The sequence below is a fragment of the Novosphingobium sp. BL-S-32 genome, assembly GCF_056857055.1.
In genome coordinates this window covers 2,830,887-2,848,006 of sequence record NZ_CM166476.1, presented here as the reverse complement: position 1 = coordinate 2,848,006, position 17,120 = coordinate 2,830,887, and the positions used below count along the sequence as shown (strand labels likewise).

The window sequence follows — 17,120 nt, the reverse complement described above, 5'->3', positions numbered from 1 at the left end:
ACAGTGTGCCGGTGGGGTGTTCAATTTACCGGACCGTGAACAGGGATCGCGGACCTAAAAAATAAGCATGCCTCCCAATACCTCCCCGCCAGCAGGTTTTTCGCGGCCCTTTTCAGCCGTTCCAACCGGCCCCACGCACGAACTGCTGCGCCGCGGCGCGCGCTGGTCAGTGATGGAAGAGAACCTGAAGTTCGCAGGCGAATTGCTGGCGGCCGGCCTGATCGACGATTTCACCCTGCCCTTTACCGTTCAGACCGAGAATTTCCGGGAAATGGGGGATGTGGTCGACCTCGCGTATCGCGTCGGTGCGAATCACATATCCTTCTCGCGCATGACGAACTGGGGAACGTTCAGCGCCGAAGAATACGCGCGTAAGGCGGTCTTCGTACCGGGGCACCCCGAGCATGAGGACTTCCTTGCCGTATGCCGCGATCCGCGCCTGCGCGATCCGGTCGTGCAGGCCAGCGACCTTGACGAGTTCATCCGTCGGGATTGATGAAGGTGGCCAAGCCGGCAGATGTCCCCGCCGGCGCCCAACGGACTCTGCGGCCAAAGGCAAAAGTGGCGCGCCCGGCAGGGTTCGAACCTGCGACCCCAAGCTTAGAAGGCTCGTGCTCTATCCAGCTGAGCTACGGGCGCGCGCCGCGCTCCCCATAGCGTGGTTCGTCGCGCACGCAAACTGCACATCGGATCGAACTCCACACAACTTGTGCTTTGCCGAACGATCCCGGCAGGTTACGCATGCAGCCGATGAGCAACGCACCCCTTTCCCGTATCGACGGCATGACCGGCGCCCGGCGCCATTTCCGCTATTTCGATTTCGTGATGGTCGCCTTCGTGGTGATCCTGTTGCTCTCCAACCTGATCGGCGCGGCCAAGCAGGCGCAAGTCGATTTTCCGCTGGTCGGCTCGGTCACGTTCGGCGCGGGCGTGCTGTTCTTCCCGGTGTCCTACATCATCGGCGACGTGCTGACCGAGGTCTACGGCTATGCCAACGCGCGCCGCTGCATCTGGGCGGGCTTCTTCGCGCTGCTGTTCATGGTGCTGATGAGCGTGGTGGTCGTCGAAATCCCCGCCAACCCCGAATGGGCGCTCGCCTCGGCAACATATGTGATCGACGGCAAGCAGGTGACTGCACCGAATCAGGCCGCCTATTATTCGATCTTCGGACAGACGCCGCGCATCGTCTTTGCTTCGGTCTGCGCGTTCTGGGCGGGCGAGTTCGTCAATTCCTTCGTGCTCGCGCGGATGAAGGTGATGACGCAGGGCAAGCACTTGTGGACCCGCACTATCGGATCGACGATCTTCGGCGAAGGCGTAGACAGCGCGCTGTTCTATCCCCTCGCCTTCCTGGGCGTGGCCGGCTTCACGCCGCACTCGATCGCGCTGCTGGCGCTGACCCAGTGGGTGATCAAGACCGGCTGGGAAGTGCTGCTTACCCCCGTGACTTATGTCGTCGTCGGCTGGCTCAAGCGCCGCGAGGGCGTGGACGTGTTCGACAACAACGTGAACTTCTCGCCCTTCGCCAAGGCCCGCAAAGCGGCAGCCCTCCCCGATTAACCTGCGCCCGAAGCTTGGCATGACCCGCCCACCCCGGTAGGTCCGCCAGCGATCATGCTCGACCGCATCCTCCTGTCCCGTTTCCGCAACCACCGTGAGACCGCGGTGGAAGGCACGGCGCAGTTCAACCTGCTCGTCGGGGAAAACGGCGCGGGCAAGACCAATGTGCTGGAGGCGATCTCGCTGCTCTCGCCGGGGCGAGGCCTGAGGCGCGCGAGCCTTGCCGACATGCCGGGGCAGGAATTCGACGGCGGCTTCGCGGTTAGCGCCGCGCTCATGGTGCCGGGCGCCGAACCCGTCCGCCTTGGCACCGGCGTCACGGCAGAGCGGCCGGGACGGCGGCTGGTGCAGGTCAACGGAGCAGAAGCGCCTGCGGTGCGCCTTGCCGAATGGCTCTCGATCGGTTGGCTGACCCCGGCGATGGACCGCCTTTTCGTGGAAGGCGCAGGGGCGCGGCGGCGTTTTCTCGACCGGCTGGTGCTCGCCGTTCGCCCGGACCATGCCAGCCACGCCACGCGCCTGGAAAATGCCCTGCGCGAACGCAACCGTCTGCTTTCGGACGAGCGGACGCCCGATCCGCGCTGGCTCGACGCTATCGAGACGCAATTGGCCGAGGCCGGCGCGATGGTTGCCAGTGCGCGCGCCGAACTGGTCGAGCGGCTGGAACGGACGCTGGCCAGACTGCCGGAGTCGCCGTTCGCGCGTCCTTCGCTCGCCTATCAGCCGGGCGGACCGATCGCTGCCGAGGCGCTCGCCCGCGCCTTGCGCGACGGCCGTGCCCGCGAGCGCGCGGCGCAGCGCACGCTCACCGGGCCGCACCGCGACGAGCTTCTCGTCACCATGGCGGGCAAGGGCCAGCCCGCCGCCGATTGCTCGACCGGCGAGCAGAAGGCCATGCTGATCGCGATCACGCTCGCCCACTCGCAACTGCTTGAACAGGGCACCGAACAGCGCCCGCGCCTGCTGCTGCTCGATGAAGTGGCCGCGCATCTCGATCCCGTGCGCCGCGAAGCCCTGTTCGACCGCCTGCGCGCCGGTTCCGCGCAAGTCTGGCTGACCGGCACCGAACTGGCTCCGTTCGAAGCGATTGTCGGAGAAGCGGCGGTCTGGGAAGTCACTGCGGGCTCCGTGCGGCGACTGGGGCAGCATTAAGCGCGCCGCAAACCTCCGCCAAATTCTTCAAATCGCACCATCACCAAAACACCCCGTCGCCCCCGCGAAGGCGGGGGACCCGCTTCCTTTTCTTCCTGCTCGCCAAGAACAAGCAGGGTCCCCGCCTTCGCGGGGACGACGAGGGTCAGTTTCAATGAGAGCCCGGCACTTTCGGCAGTGCATCGGCCACATCGTCAACCGTCGCGGTAACGATTTCCTCGACGCCAATGGCCGTCGGATGGACATGATCCGGTTGAAGCAGGTCTGGCTTGTCGATCACCGGCTGAAGGAAGAACGGGACCAGCACCGCGCCATATTCCTGCGCAAGCTGCGGATAGATCGGGTTGAACTGAGCGGCAAAATCCTTGCCGAGATTGGGCGCCGCCATCATCCCGAGCAGGACGACGCGGATATTATCCTGCTTGAACCGCTTCAGGATCGCCTCAAGGTTCTGGCGCGTCTGCTCGGGCGGGAGGCTGCGCAGCATGTCATTGCCGCCCAGGCTGATAATAACGAGTTCGGGCTTTTCGCTCTGGCTCTTGAGCGTGAAATCCAGCCGTTCGAGGCCCGCCGCCGTGGTGTCCCCCGAAACCCCGGCATTAGTGATCCGCGCATTGATCCCGCGTGCACGCAAGGCATTCTGCAGCCGCGCCGGATAGCTCTCGCCGTCTTCAAGACCATAGCCCGCCAGCAGCGAATCGCCGAAGGCCAGGATCCGCCGCTCGGGGCCCATGACCGGGATCGCCGGCGGCGCATCGAGCGCGCCGGTGCTCTGCTCGGGCGCGGGCGGCGCGCCTTTCTGGCACCCCGCAAGCACCAGCGGAATGAACAGCACGGGGGCGAGAACGGCAATCGCTTTGGCGCGCAAGGCTTTGTCCTTGTGAAACGACGGGTTGCGCACCCATATGGGGCACGTGAGCGATCCTTCCCAGCCCCCCGCCCTTTCGATTCATGCGCAGGACCTGCGCCTCACTCTCGGCAGCGGCGAAAGCGCGGTTGAGATCCTGAAAGGCGTCGACCTTGCAGTGCCGCAGGGCCAGACGCTGGCCCTGCTCGGCCCCTCGGGCTCGGGCAAGAGTTCGCTGATGGCCGTGCTCTCGGGGCTGGAACGCGCGTCATCGGGCGCGCTGCACGTGGCCGGGCAGGACTTTTCGGCAATGGACGAGGACGCGCTGGCCCGCGCGCGGCGCGGCCGGATCGGCGTTGTGCTTCAGGCTTTCCACCTGCTGCCGACGATGACGGCGCTGGAAAACGTGATGACGCCGCTCGAACTCGCCGGGATCGGCGGCGCGCGCGAACGGGCTGAGGCGGAACTGGTCGCGGTCGGGCTCGGCCACCGTCTTTCCCACTATCCGGCGCAGCTTTCGGGCGGCGAACAACAGCGCGTGGCGATTGCCCGCGCCCTCGCGCCGCGCCCCGCGCTGGTCTTCGCCGACGAGCCAACCGGCAATCTCGACGCCGCAACCGGCGCCACCATCATCGACCTGCTCTTCGCCCGCCGCGAGGAAGCGGGCGCGACGCTGCTCATCATCACCCACGACGAAAGCCTCGCCACGCACTGCGAGCGCGTGGTCTCGCTGGCCGACGGCCGCATCGCGAGCGACACGCTTGGCTGAGCGCGCGCCGCCTCCCACTTTGGCCTGGCGCACCGCCTGGACGCTGGCCCGGCGCGACCTCTCGGCGCGGTTCCGGGGGCTGCGGCTGCTGCTCGTCTGCCTGTTCCTCGGGGTCGGCGCGCTGGCCGCGATCGGCAGCCTGACCGGGTCGATCGAGCACGAACTGGTCGCGCGCGGACGGCAAGTGCTGGGCGGCGATGTCGAACTGAGGGCGTGGCAGCGCAAGCCCGCCGACGCCGAACTGAAGGCGCTGGCAAGCTACGGCACCGTCTCGCAGGGACTTCGCCTGCAAGCCATCGTGCGCAAGGGCGATCTCACCGCGCCGGTGGCGCTCAAGGCCGTGGACGCGCGCTGGCCGCTCTTCGGAAGGCTTGCACTGAAGGACGGCCGCACCGTCGGCGCACCGCCCACCGGCACGATCTGGCTGGCCGAAGGCACTGCCGCGCGGCTGGGCGTGACGACCGGCGACACCGTAACCGTGGGCGACATGCCGCAGCGCGTGGGCGGGATCATCGCGTCCGATCCCGAAACGCTGTCCGAAGGTTTCTCCTTCGGCGACACCGCGATCTCAGGGCTCGACTTGCCCGAACGCGCGGGGCTGACCGCACCCGGCGCCATGTTCCGCAGCGCCGTGCGCGTGAAGTTCATGCAAAGCGAGCGCGATCCGGACGCCGTGATCGACGCGCTCAAGAAGAAATTCGGCGACAGCGCCTTCGACACCCGCACCCGCAACGCCGCCTCGCCCTCCACCCAGCGCTTCGTCAGCCGCATGGGCCAGTTCCTCTCGCTCGTCGGCCTTGCCGCGCTGGTGATCGCCGGAATCGGCATCGGCGGCGGCGTATCGTCCTACCTAGAGGCACGGCGGACCAGCATTGCCACGCTCAAGGTGCTCGGGGCCACGAGCGGCGACATCGCCCGGGTCTATGTGTTGCAAGTGGGATCGGCGGCGCTGGCGGGGAGCCTTGCCGGGCTCTGCGCGGGCGTCTTGGTGACGCCGCTGCTGGCCCGCGCGCTCGGCACGCTGCTGCCGGTCCAGACCGGGTTCACGCTCTCGCCCGCGGCGCTCTTCACAGCGGCAGCCTATGGCCTGCTGGTCGCGCTCGTCTTCGCCGCCCCTCCCCTTGCCCGGGCGCGCGGTTTTCCGGCCATGGCGCTGATGCGCGCGCGGGTGAGTCCGCTGGCAGCGCGACGACGTGCTTGGGCCTTGCCGGTCGGCCTCGGCCTTGCCGCCATGGCCGGGCTCGCCATGGTCAATGCCGCGCAGCCGCTCGTGACGGCAGGGTTCCTGGGCGGTGCAGCGGTCATGCTGGGCCTGCTGGCACTGCTCGGCACCGGCATCCGCCGCCTTGCCGCCCGCCTGCCGCGACCCCGCGATCCGGTGCTGCGTGCCGGGCTCGCCAACCTCCACCGCCCCGGCGCGCAGACCGGCGCGCTGGTGACGGCGCTGGGCTTCGGGCTCTCCGCCTTCGTGCTGATCGCCGGGGTCCAGACCAGCCTCGACGCCAATATCCGCAAGACCGTGCCCGACCGCGCACCCGACTACTTCGTGCTCGATATCCCGCAGGACGGCGCCCGGTCCTTCAACGACCTTGTCACGCGCCAGATCCCCGGCGCCACCGTGCACGTCGTCCCCAACTTGCGCGGGCGCATCCTTGCCTTCGGGCCCAAGGACCACATGACCCGCGTCGCGGATCTCAAGAACCTGCCCGACGATGCCTGGGCGCTGCAAGGCGAGCGCGGCCTGACTTATTCGGCCAATATACCCGAGGGCAGCACGATCACCTCCGGCGCATGGTGGCCGCCCCTCTGGCACGGAGAGCCGCTCGTCTCGCTGGACGAGAAGCTGGCGCAGGCGGTGGGCATCAAGGTGGGCGACTATATCACCGTCAGCCTGCTTGGCGTCGAGCGCACCGCACGGGTGGCGGCACTGCGGCGGATCGACTGGGATACGATGGGCCTGAACTTCGTGCTGGTGTTCTCGCCCAACACGCTGGCCGACGCCCCGCACAAACTGGCCGCTACGATTCAGGCGCCCCCGGGCACGCCGACGACCGCGCTGCTGCCGCGCCTTGCCCGCGCTTTCCCGTCAAGCTCGGTGATCGAGACCGGCACCGTGCTGAGCCAGGCGCGCAACCTGCTCGACCAGATGAGCATGGCGATTCTGGCCGCCGCCTCGGTCGCGGTGCTGGCGGGGCTTGCCGTGCTGCTGGGCGCCATTGCCGCCGCGCGGGCGAGCCGGACCTATGACAATGTGATCCTGCGCGTACTGGGCGCCAGCCGGGGCCAACTCCTGCTGCTCCAACTTGTCGAGTATGGCGTCTTGTCGCTGGTGCTGGCGCTTGTCGCGCTGGTGCTGGGCAGCACGATGGCATGGGCCGTGACCGTGAAGCTGTTCGAATTCGACTGGCTGCCCGACTGGCAGCGCGTTCTGGCCGTGCTGGGCGCCGGCCTCGTCCTCGTGATCGCCTTCGCGCTGGCCGGTTCGCTGCCGCTGCTGCGGGCGAAACCGGCGCGTGCGCTGAGGGAGCTTTAGGCGAAGACGCCCTCGTCGATGTGCCGGGCTTCACGCGGGTCTCGCGTTTTGTAGACGAGCGTGCTGGCGATAATATCGTGCAGGCCCTGCTTGCGCTCCGTAAACCCGACCATGGCGTAGCCGATAAGCAGGATCAGGCTCGACAGGATCTTCGCGAAATAGCGTCCGGTCGCGCGCAGGAAGCTGATCCGGTTGCCATTCAGGTCGGTAACCACCAGACCGATGGCAAGCTTGCCGATAGTACCTTGCAAAGGCGAGCTTTCGAGCACCGCGAAGTAAAGCCAGTTCAGGATCAGCGACACGATGGAGTTGATAATGATCAATCCGATCATCGCGGACGGATCCGCTTGAAGGTTCGCCATCGATGACATCATGCCGATGCCGAAAACCATCCCGACGATCATCATCGCGATGTAAAGGATCACGGCATCAATGAAATAGGCCAGAACCCGCCACCAGAAGCCCCCGTACGGTACCACGTTGCATTCCCCCTTGAAAAAGTCAGGGCACAATAGCGCCCGGTGTGGGGACCGCAAGTTCTGCGAAAACACGCAAAAAACAGGAAAATGGGGCGCGCATTGCTGCGCGCCCCTTACCAGTCTGCGATCCTTCGCGTCTCCTCCCAGCCGCGTCGGGACCGCTTTCACGCTCCGACTTTGAGCCGGTAACGCGCCGCCGCGTCCGAAAACGCGGCTGGTTCCTCCTGATTCCACAAAGTCTGAAGAAATTCCCGTTTCGGGGAACCCCAGTCTTCCTCTCGACCGGCGCCCGGGATTTTTTCGCTTCCCGATCCGCCAAAATCTATGCCTTGGAGGCTAAGCGGATTGCGTAGCAGTTACAATGACTCGAAAGTCGCAAAAGACGACATTTCGTCATCTGTGACGGGAATGTCACAATTCGTACCATGCGCGTGGTGCTTGCCGAAAAGCATGGTTTCAGGTAAGGGCGCCCAAATTTTGCGGTGCAGCATGCGCCGCTGGCAACTCCTCGAACCGATAGGCACTGCATGTCAGCCCCGCTTCCCCTGCGCAATATTGCGATTATTGCGCACGTCGACCACGGTAAGACCACGCTCGTCGACCAGCTTTTCCGCCAGTCCGGCACGTTCCGTGACAACCAGCGCGTTGAAGAACGCGCGATGGACTCCAACGACCTCGAAAAGGAACGCGGGATCACCATCCTTGCGAAGCCGACTTCGATCGAGTGGAACGGCTACCGCATCAACATCGTCGACACGCCCGGCCACGCCGACTTCGGCGCCGAAGTGGAACGCATCCTCTCGATGGTCGATGGCGTTGTGCTGCTGGTCGACAGCTCGGAAGGCGCGATGCCGCAGACGAAGTTCGTCACCGGCAAGGCGCTCGGCCTTGGCCTGAAGCCGATCGTCGTCGTCAACAAGATCGACCGTCCCGACGGCCGTCACGCCGAAGTGCTGGACGAAGTGTTCGACCTGTTCGTCAGCCTCGACGCCAATGACGAGCAGCTGGACTTCCCCGTGCTCTACGCTTCGGGCCGTAACGGCTACGCCAGCTACGATCCCGATCTGCGCGAAGGCACGCTGACCCCGCTGTTCGAAAAGATCGTCGAGCACGTGCCCGCGCCCGACCTCGACGTCGACGCGCCGTTCTCGTTCCTCGCCACCCTGCTCGACCGTGACAACTTCATGGGCCGCGTCCTCACCGGCCGCGTCCAGTCGGGCACGCTGAAGGTCAACGATCCGATCCGCGCCATCGACATGGACGGCAAGGTGATCGAAGTGGGCCGCGCCACCAAGGTGCTGTCGTTCCGTGGCCTCGAGCGCGTTCCCGTGGAAGAAGCCCGCGCCGGTGACATCATCGCGCTGGCCGGCCTCGAAAAGGCCACCGTGTCGAACACCATCGCCGACCCGCAGGTCACCGAGCCGATCCAGGCCCAGCCGATCGATCCGCCGACCCTGGCGATGCGCTTTGCCGTCAACGACTCGCCGCTCGCGGGCCGTGAGGGCGACAAGGTCACCAGCCGCATGATCCGTGACCGCCTGATGCGCGAAGCGGAAACCAACGTTGCCATCCGCGTTACCGAATCGGCCGAGAAGGACAGCTTCGAAGTCGCCGGTCGTGGTGAACTTCAGCTGGGCGTCGTGATCGAAACGATGCGCCGCGAAGGCTTCGAACTGGGCATCAGCCGTCCGCGCGTGCTGTTCGGCACCGATGAGAAGGGTGGCCGAACCGAACCGTACGAAACCGTCGTGATCGACGTGGACGACGAATACTCGGGCACGGTCGTCGAGAAGATGCAGCGCCGCAAGGCCGAGCTTACCGACATGCGTCCTTCGGGCGCCGGCAAGACCCGCATCACCTTCTCGGCCCCGTCGCGCGGCCTGATCGGTTACCACGGCGAGTTCCTTTCGGACACGCGCGGTACCGGCATCATGAACCGCCTGTTCGAGAAGTACGACAGCCACAAGGGCCCGATCGAAGGCCGCCAGAACGGCGTGCTGATTTCGAACGGCACCGGTGAAGCGGTCGGCTACGCGCTGAACAGCCTCGAAGATCGCGGCATCCTGTTCGTGAAGCCGCAGGAAAAGATCTACGAGGGCATGATCATCGGCGAAAACGCCAAGCCCGACGATCTCGAAGTGAACCCGATGAAGTCGAAGCAGCTGACGAACTTCCGTTCAACCGGCAAGGACGACGCCATCCGCCTCACCCCGCCCAAGATCATGACGCTGGAACAGGCGATCGCCTACATCGACGACGACGAGATGGTTGAAGTGACCCCGCAGTCGATCCGTTTGCGCAAGGCGTACCTCGACCCGAACGAGCGCAAGAAGCAGAGCCGCAAGAAGGAATCTGCCTGATCTTGAAAACCCCGCCGCAGCAATGCGGCGGGGTTTTTCATATGTGAGGTTCTGAAATGCCGCGTCGGCGGCGCCTTACAGCCGCGTCTTGCCCCGCACCCAGCTCTGCGCCACTTCGCGCACCAGATCGCGGTCGGCAGGCAGATGTGCCTTGTCGTCAAGGTCGCGGGTGGCGATCAGGGTCGCGGTCGGGATCATGTCGAAGAAGGCGATCCCGCAATATTGGCCCCGGCACCAGACCACTTCGCCAAAGGCTTCGAAGCGGCCCCATTCCAGTACCACTTCGGCACCGGGCTTTAGTTCGGCCTCGGTAGCGATCCGGGCCCCGGTGAGCGAAAGATCGGCCAGCACGGCGGGCTTGGTCTGCGTGCGCGTTATCACCCGGGCCGTCAGCCTGACCCGCAGGCGGCTGCGCCCGCGCCGGCCGTGATCGGCGCCTTGCGCTGCCATCGATGGACGTTCCGAACCGGAAGGACCGTTGCTCATCTCGCTTCCTTGCCATCAGGCCAGCCCACCACGCGTTTACAGGGGCCTGGTGGATTTCCCCTGCCGACCGCTGGCGCCGCGCCCGTCCGGGGGGAAATGCGTCAGGGACCGCGCGGTTTCGTCCCCGGTCGATCGGCAGTTCATTATAGGGGCCGGGTTGTGAGTGTGGTCGCGCGCGGCTGGGAAAATTGAGCCTTGGCTGCCCTTTGCGAGCATCCGCGAACGCGCGCCCGCTACTACAGTCGGAGAGGGGAGCGGTCCTCAGCTCCCATCGCCGTCGGCCCCGCAAATGCGGGGGCCCCGCTGCCTTTGGGACCTCTCGTTTTGCGCAAGAGAATTGGGCTCTCAGATCAGGCGATGGCCATGATCGACTTCTTCAACCCATAAACCCGTTCGAACTCGATCCCGGCATTCGGGAACAACGCACGCATCTGATCGGCATTGAGGAGGCAATTGGCCTGAATCTGCTGCATCGCGTCATCCAGCGTCACCTTGCGATCACCAAATCCCCGAGGGCGGCGCATCATCATTTTGGCGCGCGTGATCTCCGGATACCAGTGGAAGAACAGCGAACGGAAATGCGGCTCGACCGGGAAGCCGAAATTGGGCGTCTGCACGAAATAGTGCGGCGCCACGCGGCGAATTTCCTGTGCCATGCGCATCATGTTGTTCCAGACGCCGACATGCTCGATCACGCTGTTAGAATGGACCATGTCGAACGCGTTGTCGCCGAACTGTGCAAGGTCACAGGCGTTCCCCGGCCGCACGCGAATGGCGCCGTGGTCTTCCTCCGGCGCGTCGAGATTGACGACCGTGATATCGAGATTGAGCCCGCCCCACAGGTCTCGCGTGGCCTGCCAGTAATCGACCACGCCGCCGATATCGATCACGCTCACCTTGCGGCCCGCCGGGAAGCATTGCCGCACGTGATCGGTGAACCGGCCGAACCGCTTGCGGCGGAACCGGTTCATGTTCATCCCGTCCATCGGCGTGGAAGGCACTTCGGCGACGACCACTTCGGTCGAAACCACTTCCGCCGGATAGGCACGCGCGCCCGGTGCACTGGTGATCGCGAAATCTCGCGCGGGATCGATCCCGAGCCGGCTGAAAATTCCCACGCGTCTACTCCTGCGAAACCACCGCAGAGTGCGAACAATGCCGCATCGCATCAATTGTGAGAAAACCGCACAGGAATTGCGCTAAACGTCTGGAAGGCTGTGGTGCCGGCTACAGGATTCGAACCCGTGGCCCCCTGATTACAAATCAGGTGCTCTACCAACTGAGCTAAGCCGGCCCTTGTGCCTCGACTGGGGTGCCCCGCGAAACAAGTCCGGCGCCCTTACCGCGAGGCAGGGGCGCCGGTCCAGTGGTTTTCTTGCAGGCCCGGTTCAGAATACCGCGTGCGGGGCGTCTTCGTTCATCATCGCCTGACGAACCAGCGGAATCGGCGGGCCGCCGTAGCTGAGGAATTCGTCATGGAACGGCTTCCATGCCGCACGGCCGCCGCGCGTGGCGGTCCAGTCATCGCGCAGCTTGCGGATCATCAGCTTGCCCAGCGTATAGTTGAGATAGGCCGGATCGTAGGTGCCGCGTGCAGCCTGCTGTTCGGCAGTGCCTTCGTCCTGATAGCACTCGGTCATGAACATGCGCTTGGATTGCTCCTGCGTCATCCCGCGCGCGTGCAGGCCGATGGCCGAGAGGTAGCGACAATTGCGCAGCAGCGCGTTGGAAAGCTGGCCGACATGGACGCCGGCATCGCCGTTCCCAAGGCCCGCATCCCACATCATTTCCTCGGCATAATGCGCCCAGCCCTCGGCAAAGGCATAGCCGACGAACAGGCGCCCCACCCACGAAGGCGAGCGGTTCGAGTGGAGGAACTGCAGGAAGTGGCCCGGCATCACCTCATGGACCGAGGTGAACAGCAGGTCGTTCTTCCCCGGAATGTAGTCCTGCTGCATCTGCTGCGACCACGCAGGATCGGGCGGCGAGATGTAGTAGACCGAGGCGATGCCCTTATCGAGCGGACCGGCCGGATCGATATAGGCCGAGTTCTGGCGGTTGTAGGGCGGGCTTTCCTCCACCTTCGCCTGCTCGGTGCCGGGGATCGTCACGATGTCATGCTGGCGCACGAAGGCGGTGAGATCGGGGATTTCCTTGCGCGCCTCGGTAACGGGGCCGCCGTCGGGCTTATCCGCGCGCATCTTGTCGAAGCAGCCGGCGATGTCCTTGCCCGGCGCATATTCGGCGCAGGCCGTCTTCAACAGGTCCTGATTGCGCTTGAGGTCGGCGCGGCCCACGGCTTCGAGCTGGTCGAGCGGGGCGTCGACGGCCTCGGTTGCCGCCAGCATGCGCGAGAAGCGGTCCGCGCCCATCGCGAAGTCCTGCGTCGGCGTCGCCTTGGCCAGCCAGTCGGCCAAGCCCTGCATGGACTGGGCGGCGGCCTCCGAACTCGCCTTGAATTCGGCCTGAAGCTTTGCATCCTTCACATCGGCGAAGGCGGCGCGGGCGTCGCCCCGGTAGTATTCGGCAAAGCCCTTGAACCCGGCGACGCCCAGCTTGATGAAGCTGGCGGGCATCGCGGTCTTCAGGTTGCCGCGAATCTGCGTGGCGGCCTTGGGAACGGCATTGAAGAAGGCGATCATCGCCTTCATCCGCGTCGGCTTGTCGGCATAGTCGCGGCTGACATAGACGTTCGGGTCGAGGCCGTTCTCGATGTAGAAGCCGGGATTGTTGTGCGGCTTGTCGGCATCGACCAGCCAGAACAGCTGGCCCTTGGCGACCTGCACCAGATAGTCACGCTCGAACCGGTCGGCGGCGGACAGGTCGGTGAACTTGCCGGCATCGGCGATCACGCCGCGCAGGAAGTCGGCACGGGCCTTGAGCCCGGCCGCGCTCCAGTCAGGCAGCTTGCCGTCGAACTGGTGTGCGCCCTGGTAAATCGCGAATGCCGGGTCCTGCGCCATCCATGCGTCGAGCGTCTTGCCGACATAGGCCTTCCACGGCGTGGCGGGCGTGCCCATGGCGGCGGTAACCGGAGTCGGATTGGCGGATGCGGCCCCCGCGCCAACGGCGAGAGCGAGGCAGGCCAAACCTGCCAGCAGCGTGTGCTTCATGTCTTCGAGCGATCCCTGTCCATTTTAAGGCTGCGCCCGGCCGGGCGCGCCGTGATGGGCAAGGTTGTGCGTCAGAGCGCGCCGAAGGTCCAGCCCTCGGTACGGGCGAGTTCCGGGGTCATTCCGGCGGGTTTCCACAAGTCTGCGCGCGGCGCGGCGGTGCGCAGCCACGCGGCAGTGAGCAAGGCATCGGCGCTGTGATCGTCGATGGGCCCTTCCCCTGCCACGGGCGGCGATCCCAACACGGCCAGCGCGGCGTTGAGCGCGGCGTAATCGGTCATCTTGGCGCGTCCGGCCGAGCGTCCTGCGGCCACGGCGGCGAGCGTCGTGTAGATCTCGGTCACTACCGATCCGCTTTCCGGCAGCGGATCGACCGGCCAGACCGGCACCGCTCCGCCCAGCCGGTGGAGCAGCCGCATCCCGGTGAGGCTGGACTTGCCGACTTGCGCCGCGCCGACGAGGTTGAAGTTCGAGTACGGCTTGCACCCCGAACGCGCCTGCGCTTCCTCGGTCACGCGCATGCGGCCCCGACGGTGGCGCGCACCGGGCAAGTGGAACCGCTCCCCCTCGCGCCCGCCATGGCGTCGGAAATAGGCGCTGAGATCGGGATGATCGACGAAGCTGGTGGCGGAAAGATGCTCATCCGCCGCGCAGATCGCATCGATCATGGCCCAGAGCGCATGGGCATCGGCGGGGCTCTGGGCCCAGCCGGGAAAGAAAGCCCCTGCATCGGCAAAGGGCAGCGACACGCCAAGGTCGAGCCCGACCAGCGTGTCCTCCGGCAGTCCATCGCGCAGCAAGGCCAGCACGTCCCCGCGCGACCAATGCGCCTGACCCGCCGGACGCAGCAGCGCCGGCGCGCCGTCCAGACCGCAGAGGGCCACGGCAATACCCTTCTGGCGCGGGCCCAGCGCGCCGGACCAGTCGATCGCCATGAAATGCCGGAAGCGCGGCCTCACCCCCCTGCCCTTTGGCGCCCGCCTTTGGGCCGCGCCGGCTTGCGCGCCGCCGCCTGATCGCGGGCCAGCGCGATCATCGCCGCAACACGCTCCGGATCGGCAGGCCCGAAGCGCACCAGCACGGTGGGCCAGCCCTGATAATGCGGGGTCTGCCAATAGGTCTCGGGCTCGGTGGCCATGAGCAACTCGACCGTGTCGAGGTCCACCTGCAAGACAAACGAACTTTCCGGCTCATGCCCGACCGCGAGGAACGAACGCCCGTTCGCCGCCACTTTGACCGCAGGCTTGCCGTAGCTGGCGCTCAGCACGGTGCCCTCCAGCGAAAGCGCATGGGCGACGACCCCATCCCAGTCAGCAAAGCCGGTCACCGCCGCCTCACTCGCCCCGGCGCTCGGCGCGTTTGCGGTCCCACCATTCCATGCGCTTCAGCACCTCACGCTCGAACCCGCGTTCGACGGGCTGGTAGTACGTCTGCGGCTCCATGCCCTCGGGCCAGTAATTGTCGCCCGAAAAGCCGTCCGGTGCATCGTGGTCGTAGGCATAGTCCTTGCCGTAGCCGATATCCTTCATCAGCTTGGTCGGCGCGTTCAGGATATTGGCGGGCGGGGCCAGCGAGCCGGTCTCCCGCGCACTGCGGAACGAGGACTTGAACGCCGTATAGGCCGCGTTCGATTTGGGCGCGGTGGCCAGGTAGAGGCAGGCCTGCACGATCGCCAGTTCCCCTTCGGGCGAGCCGAGGAACTCGTAGGCATCCTTGGCGGCAAGGCACTGGACCAGCGCCTGCGGATCGGCCAGCCCGACATCCTCGCTGGCGAACCGCACGAGCCGGCGCAGCACGTAGAGCGGCTCCTCCCCCGCCGTCAGCATCCGCGCCATGTAGTAAAGCGCGGCCTGCGGGTCGGACCCGCGCAGCGATTTGTGCAGAGCCGAGATCAGGTTGTAATGGCCGTCCCGATCCTTGTCGTAGACCGCCACGCGGCGTTGCAGGAAGGCGCCCAGCCCCGCCGGATCGAGCGCCTCCGGAATGTTGGCCGAATAGAGCGTCTCGGCCTGATTGAGCAGGAACCGCCCGTCGCCATCGGCCGAAGCCACCAGTGCGGCGCGCGCATCGCCGTCCAGCGGCAGCGGACCTTCCAGTGCCTCGGCCTTGTCCAGCAGCGCCTCCAGCGCCTCGGGGCCAAGGCGGTGCAGGATCAGCACTTGCGCGCGGCTGAGCAATGCGGCGTTGAGCGCGAAGCTGGGATTCTCGGTGGTCGCCCCCACAAGGGTGACTGTGCCGCGCTCCACGAAGGGCAGGAAACCGTCCTGCTGTGCCCGGTTGAACCGGTGGATCTCGTCCACGAACAGCAGCGTGCGCCGCCCGGCCCGCGCCGCGACACCCGCCTCCGCGAAGGCTTTCTTGAGATCGGCAACGCCCGAGAACACGGCGGAGACCGCCGCGAAGCGCATGCCCACCGCCGCCGCCAGCAGGCGCGCGATACTGGTCTTGCCGGTGCCCGGCGGCCCCCAGAGGATCATCGAGGAAAGCCGCCCCGCCGCCACCATGCGGCCGATCGCGCCTTCGGGGCCGGTCAGGTGCTCCTGCCCCACCACATCGTCCAGCGTGCGCGGCCGCAGCCGGTCGGCAAGAGGGGCATCCTCACCCGGAGCATCAGGGGCACGCGAAGGCGGAAGATCGTCGGCAAAAAGGTCGGCCATGGGGACTATCTAGCAATTGCGACCGGCAATTGCATCGGCCCTGCGGGACGCGTAGCAGGTTGCCGTCACAGGGGAGAGCAACGATGATCGGATCCACGCAAGCGCGCGCCCCGTGGCACCTCTGGGTGATCGGCGTGGCCGCCACCCTATGGAGCGCCATGGCCTGTCTGGACTACTGGAAGACGGTCACGCGCGACATGAACTGGCTCGCCGCCGTCCCGCCGGACATGATGGACTGGCTGGACGCCACCCCGACATGGGCGATGGCCGGCTGGGCGATGGGCGTCGGATGCGCGCCGGCGGGGTCGTTGCTGCTGCTGATGCGGTCGCGCTGGGCCGTGGCCTTCTTCGCGCTTTCGCTGGTCGGACTGGCAGTCAATCAGGTCCATCTGTTCGTTTCGGATGCCCCGGCGGCGATACGGTCGCCCTCCGGAATCGCCTTGCGCGTGGTGATCTGGATCGTGGGACTGGCACTGCTCTGGTACGCCGTGCAGATGCGAGGCCGCCGGGTTCTCACCTAGCTTCGGGTAAAAGTGTTCATACAATCTCGTACAAACCTGAACCGAATCTGCCGAACCCGCTCCCATCCCGTTCAGCCAGGTCCTTGTAGAACAGGCTTCAAGAGATGGCGGAAACCTTCCGAATAACCGGATGCTTCCGCCACGAAAGGAGCAAAAACCATGACCATTATGCGCAAGATCGGCCTTACCGGCGCGCTGGCGGCAACGGCACTCGCCGCAGCAACCCCGGCCATGGCCCAGGACTATCGTCGCGGTGGCGACAACACGGCCGCAGTCGCCATCGGCGCCGGCGTGATCGGCCTTGCACTGGGCGCCATCGTCGCCTCGGGCAATGACCATTACCGCGACTATCCGGGCTATGCCTACGGCACAGCCTATGGGCCGAGCTGGAGCAGCTGGGAATATCGCGACGGTTGGTACTACGACCATGACGGTCGCCGCCACAGCCGGGACGAATATGCCCGCTACCAGCGGAACGACCGTCCCGATGCCCGTCGCGGATACGACCACGATCGCGGTGATTTCCGCCGCGGGTACTGAGCCGTAAACATAGACGGCACCACTGACCACCGAGCGGCCGGGTAATACCCCTCACCCGGCAGCCACGAGACGCCCGGCCCTCCCTCCTGGCCGGGCGTCTTTT

The 17,120-nt window shown here is 66.0% G+C and carries 16 protein-coding genes and 2 tRNA genes; 8 read left to right on the top strand and 10 right to left on the bottom strand.

The annotated features are described in order from the left end of the window. The first annotated feature begins 67 nt into the window (after positions 1 to 67). Positions 68 to 496, top strand: a complete 429-nt coding sequence (locus AC1VVK_RS13515) for a hypothetical protein (protein ID WP_482903388.1) — start codon at positions 68 to 70, stop codon at positions 494 to 496. Between the two features lie 66 nt (positions 497 to 562). Here the strand turns inward: AC1VVK_RS13515 and AC1VVK_RS13510 are convergent. Next, positions 563 to 639, bottom strand: a tRNA-Arg gene (locus AC1VVK_RS13510). 102 nt (positions 640 to 741) lie between these two features. On the opposite strand from AC1VVK_RS13510, the gene AC1VVK_RS13505 reads away from it, so the two are divergent. Continuing rightward, positions 742 to 1,560: a queuosine precursor transporter gene (locus AC1VVK_RS13505; RefSeq protein ID WP_207904717.1), complete on the top strand. Its 819-nt coding sequence runs from the start codon at positions 742 to 744 to the stop codon at positions 1,558 to 1,560. 54 nt (positions 1,561 to 1,614) lie between these two features. Next, a complete protein-coding gene (recF, locus tag AC1VVK_RS13500) occupies positions 1,615 to 2,712 on the top strand; it encodes a DNA replication/repair protein RecF (RefSeq protein WP_482903387.1) in 1,098 nt (365 codons plus the stop codon). A 151-nt stretch (positions 2,713 to 2,863) separates the two neighbouring features. Here recF and AC1VVK_RS13495 read toward each other — a convergent pair whose 3' ends face one another. Then, a complete protein-coding gene (locus AC1VVK_RS13495) occupies positions 2,864 to 3,580 on the bottom strand; it encodes an arylesterase (RefSeq protein WP_482903386.1) in 717 nt (238 codons plus the stop codon). A 37-nt stretch (positions 3,581 to 3,617) separates the two neighbouring features. On the opposite strand from AC1VVK_RS13495, the gene AC1VVK_RS13490 reads away from it, so the two are divergent. Together AC1VVK_RS13490 and AC1VVK_RS13485 are read left to right on the top strand one after the other, a co-directional pair. Further along, on the top strand, positions 3,618 to 4,328 hold the full coding sequence (locus tag AC1VVK_RS13490; protein ID WP_482905170.1) for an ABC transporter ATP-binding protein: 711 nt from the start codon (positions 3,618 to 3,620) through the stop codon (positions 4,326 to 4,328). Further along, a complete protein-coding gene (locus AC1VVK_RS13485; RefSeq protein WP_482903385.1) occupies positions 4,321 to 6,861 on the top strand; it encodes an ABC transporter permease in 2,541 nt (846 codons plus the stop codon). The genes AC1VVK_RS13490 and AC1VVK_RS13485 overlap by 8 nt, the downstream gene beginning before the upstream one ends. Here AC1VVK_RS13485 and AC1VVK_RS13480 read toward each other — a convergent pair. Then, positions 6,858 to 7,508 carry an RDD family protein gene (locus AC1VVK_RS13480; protein WP_482903384.1) on the bottom strand — a complete coding sequence of 217 codons (651 nt, stop codon included), beginning with the start codon at positions 7,506 to 7,508 and terminating at the stop codon, positions 6,858 to 6,860. The two genes, AC1VVK_RS13485 and AC1VVK_RS13480, sit on opposite strands and share 4 nt — an antisense overlap. A 359-nt stretch (positions 7,509 to 7,867) precedes the next feature. Between AC1VVK_RS13480 and typA the strand changes: the two genes are divergently transcribed. After that, on the top strand, positions 7,868 to 9,700 hold the full coding sequence (typA, locus tag AC1VVK_RS13475) for a translational GTPase TypA (RefSeq protein WP_132388979.1): 1,833 nt from the start codon (positions 7,868 to 7,870) through the stop codon (positions 9,698 to 9,700). A 75-nt stretch (positions 9,701 to 9,775) separates the two neighbouring features. Here typA and AC1VVK_RS13470 read toward each other — a convergent pair whose 3' ends face one another. From AC1VVK_RS13470 to AC1VVK_RS13440, 7 genes are all read right to left on the bottom strand, one after another. Then, positions 9,776 to 10,186, bottom strand: coding sequence for a PilZ domain-containing protein (locus AC1VVK_RS13470; RefSeq protein ID WP_243652626.1), 411 nt, complete (start codon positions 10,184 to 10,186; stop codon positions 9,776 to 9,778). A 350-nt stretch (positions 10,187 to 10,536) separates the two neighbouring features. Continuing rightward, on the bottom strand, positions 10,537 to 11,304 hold the full coding sequence (locus AC1VVK_RS13465) for a methyltransferase domain-containing protein (RefSeq protein WP_482903383.1): 768 nt from the start codon (positions 11,302 to 11,304) through the stop codon (positions 10,537 to 10,539). A 100-nt stretch (positions 11,305 to 11,404) separates the two neighbouring features. Beyond that, a tRNA-Thr gene (locus tag AC1VVK_RS13460) sits at positions 11,405 to 11,480 on the bottom strand. Between the two features lie 94 nt (positions 11,481 to 11,574). Then, positions 11,575 to 13,299, bottom strand: a complete 1,725-nt coding sequence (locus AC1VVK_RS13455; protein ID WP_482903382.1) for a DUF885 domain-containing protein — start codon at positions 13,297 to 13,299, stop codon at positions 11,575 to 11,577. Between the two features lie 71 nt (positions 13,300 to 13,370). Then, on the bottom strand, positions 13,371 to 14,234 hold the full coding sequence (locus AC1VVK_RS13450) for a hypothetical protein (protein WP_482905169.1): 864 nt from the start codon (positions 14,232 to 14,234) through the stop codon (positions 13,371 to 13,373). A 20-nt stretch (positions 14,235 to 14,254) separates the two neighbouring features. Then, entirely contained in the window at positions 14,255 to 14,626 is a 372-nt protein-coding gene (locus tag AC1VVK_RS13445; protein ID WP_482903381.1) for an MmcQ/YjbR family DNA-binding protein, read from the bottom strand. A 7-nt stretch (positions 14,627 to 14,633) separates the two neighbouring features. Next, positions 14,634 to 15,956, bottom strand: coding sequence for a replication-associated recombination protein A (locus AC1VVK_RS13440; protein WP_482903380.1), 1,323 nt, complete (start codon positions 15,954 to 15,956; stop codon positions 14,634 to 14,636). An 83-nt stretch (positions 15,957 to 16,039) separates the two neighbouring features. On the opposite strand from AC1VVK_RS13440, the gene AC1VVK_RS13435 reads away from it, so the two are divergent. Continuing rightward, positions 16,040 to 16,477, top strand: a complete 438-nt coding sequence (locus AC1VVK_RS13435) for a hypothetical protein (RefSeq protein ID WP_482903379.1) — start codon at positions 16,040 to 16,042, stop codon at positions 16,475 to 16,477. 159 nt (positions 16,478 to 16,636) lie between these two features. Next, the gene (locus tag AC1VVK_RS13430) at positions 16,637 to 17,017 is read left to right on the top strand and encodes a hypothetical protein (RefSeq protein WP_132388971.1); all 381 of its coding nucleotides are present in this window, start codon (positions 16,637 to 16,639) and stop codon (positions 17,015 to 17,017) included. Positions 17,018 to 17,120 lie beyond the last annotated feature (103 nt).